The sequence below is a fragment of the Streptomyces sp. bgisy100 genome, assembly GCF_057709105.1.
The window spans coordinates 1-2,277 of record NZ_JBYITE010000106.1 but is presented as its reverse complement, the minus strand read 5'-3'; the positions used below and the strand labels follow the sequence as shown (position 1 = coordinate 2,277).

Below are 2,277 nucleotides of genomic sequence, written 5' to 3'. Positions count from 1 at the left end.
ACATTGGGCTCGGAGTCGAGCCGTACCAAGGGGGCGTCGTCGCTGGCCGGGGCCGCTTCGAGGATGACGTGCGCATTGGTGCCGCTCACGCCGAAGGAGGAAACGCCCGCTCGACGCGGCTGCCCGGTGTCCGGCCAGTCCACCGGCTGCGTCACGAGTTCGACAGCGCCGGCCGACCAGTCCACCTGCGAGGTGGGCTCATCGACATGGAGCGTCCGGGGCAGGACTCCGTGGCGCATGGCCTGAACCATCTTGATGACACCCGCCACACCCGCGGCCGCCTGTGTGTGCCCAAGGTTCGACTTCACCGAACCCAGACGCAACGGACGGCCGTCCGCACGCCCCTGACCATAGGTCGCCAGCAACGCCTGCGCCTCGATCGGATCACCCAGTGCCGTACCCGTGCCGTGCGCCTCCACCGCATCCACCTCCTCGGGCGACATGCGGGCGTTGGCGAGCGCCTGCCGGATGACGCGCTGCTGCGACGGACCGTTCGGCGCCGTCAGACCATTCGACGCACCGTCCTGGTTCACCGCCGAACCCCGCAGCACCGCCAGCACCGGATGACCGTTCCGACGAGCATCGGACAGCCGCTCCACCAGCAGCATCCCCACACCCTCGGCCCAGCCCGTACCGTCCGCCGCATCCGCGAACGCCTTGCACCGGCCGTCCGCCGCCAGACCCCGCTGACGGCTGAACTCGATGAAGGCGGCCGGGGTCGCCATGACGGTGACGCCGCCGGCCAGGGCCATCGTGCATTCGCCCTGGCGCAGCGACTGCGCTGCCCAGTGAAGAGCAACCAGTGCGGACGAGCAGGCCGTATCGACCGTCACGGCCGGGCCTTCGAGGCCCAGCGAGTACGCCACGCGGCCCGATACGACGCTCGCGGCATGGCCGATGCCGCGGTAGCCCTCGGTGCTCTCCGGAGCGTGCCGGGACAGTGTCGCGTAGTCCTGGCCGTTGGTGCCCGCGAAGACACCGACGCGGCTGCCCCGTACGGACAGCGGGTCGATTCCCGCCTGTTCGAACGCCTCCCACGAGGTCTCCAGCAGCAGGCGCTGCTGCGGGTCCATCGCGAGCGCCTCACGCGGCGAAATCCCGAAGAACCCGGCGTCGAACTCCGCCGCGTCGTGCAGGAAACCGCCCTCACGGACATAGCTCGTGCCCGGACGGTCCGGGTCCGGATCGAACAGCCCGTCCAGGTCCCAGCCGCGGTCGGTGGGGAACCCGGAGAGGCCGCTGCGCCCCTCGGCCAAGAGGTTCCACAGGTCCTCGGGGGAGCTGACGCCCCCGGGGAACCGGCAGCTCATCCCCACAATGACGATGGGGTCGTCGTCCACGGGGAGGCTGCCCTCGATCGGAGGTCCGGAGAGGGCCTCCGGGTTCTCGTCCGTGAGTTCGGCGAGGAGATGGCGCGCCAGAGCCTCGGAGGTGGGGTGATCGAACGCGAGTGTGGCGGGCAGGGCCAGTCCGGTACTCCGCTGCAACCGAGTACGGAGTTCGACCGCGGTGAGCGAATCGAATCCGAGGTCGCGGAAGGCGCGCGTCGACTGCACCGCATCCGGCGAGGCGTGTCCGAGGGCGGCGGATGCCTGCTCGCGGACCAGGGAGAGCATCTCTGCTTCACGCTCAGCCGCTGACAGCTCCTTCAGCCGCTGCCCGAGCCCGAGGGCAGGTGCCGGATCCGATGAGACCTCAACGCCTGATGCTGCCCATGCCTCTTGTGCTTCGGGGAGTTCGGTGAGGAGGGGGCTGGGGCGGGCGGCGGTGAAGGACGGGGCGAACCGTTCCCAGTCCAGGTCCGCAACCGTCACCACCGTGTCGCCCTGCTTCAACGCCACCCGCAATGCGGCCAACGCCAGTTCAGGCGCCATCGCACCCACACCACTGCGCCGCAGCCGCTCCTCCACGGCACGACCGTCAGCAGCCATCCCCTCATCGGCCCACGCACCCCACGCCACCGACGTAACAGGCAGACCCTCCTGACGCCGCACCACCGCCAACGCATCCAAAAACGCATTCGCAGCCGCGTAATTGCCCTGCCCCGCACTCCCCGCGGTGCCCGCGAAGGAGGAGAACATCACAAACGCCGACAGATCCAGATCACGCGTCAACTCATGCAGATTCCACGCCGCATCCGCCTTGGCCTTACGAACCGTGGCGAAGCGCTCGGGGGTGAGCGACTCGATGACCCCGTCATCGAGGACGCCGGCCGTGTGGAACACAGCGGTCAGCGGGTGTTCGGCGGGCTGGGAAGCCAGAAGGCCGGTCAGAGCT

1 protein-coding gene is annotated in these 2,277 nt (G+C 69.5%); it reads right to left on the bottom strand.

The window, feature by feature from the left end:
- Positions 1 to 2,277 (bottom strand): type I polyketide synthase (locus AC3EQ1_RS31255; protein ID WP_432097676.1); only part of this gene is annotated, 2,277 nt, incomplete at both ends.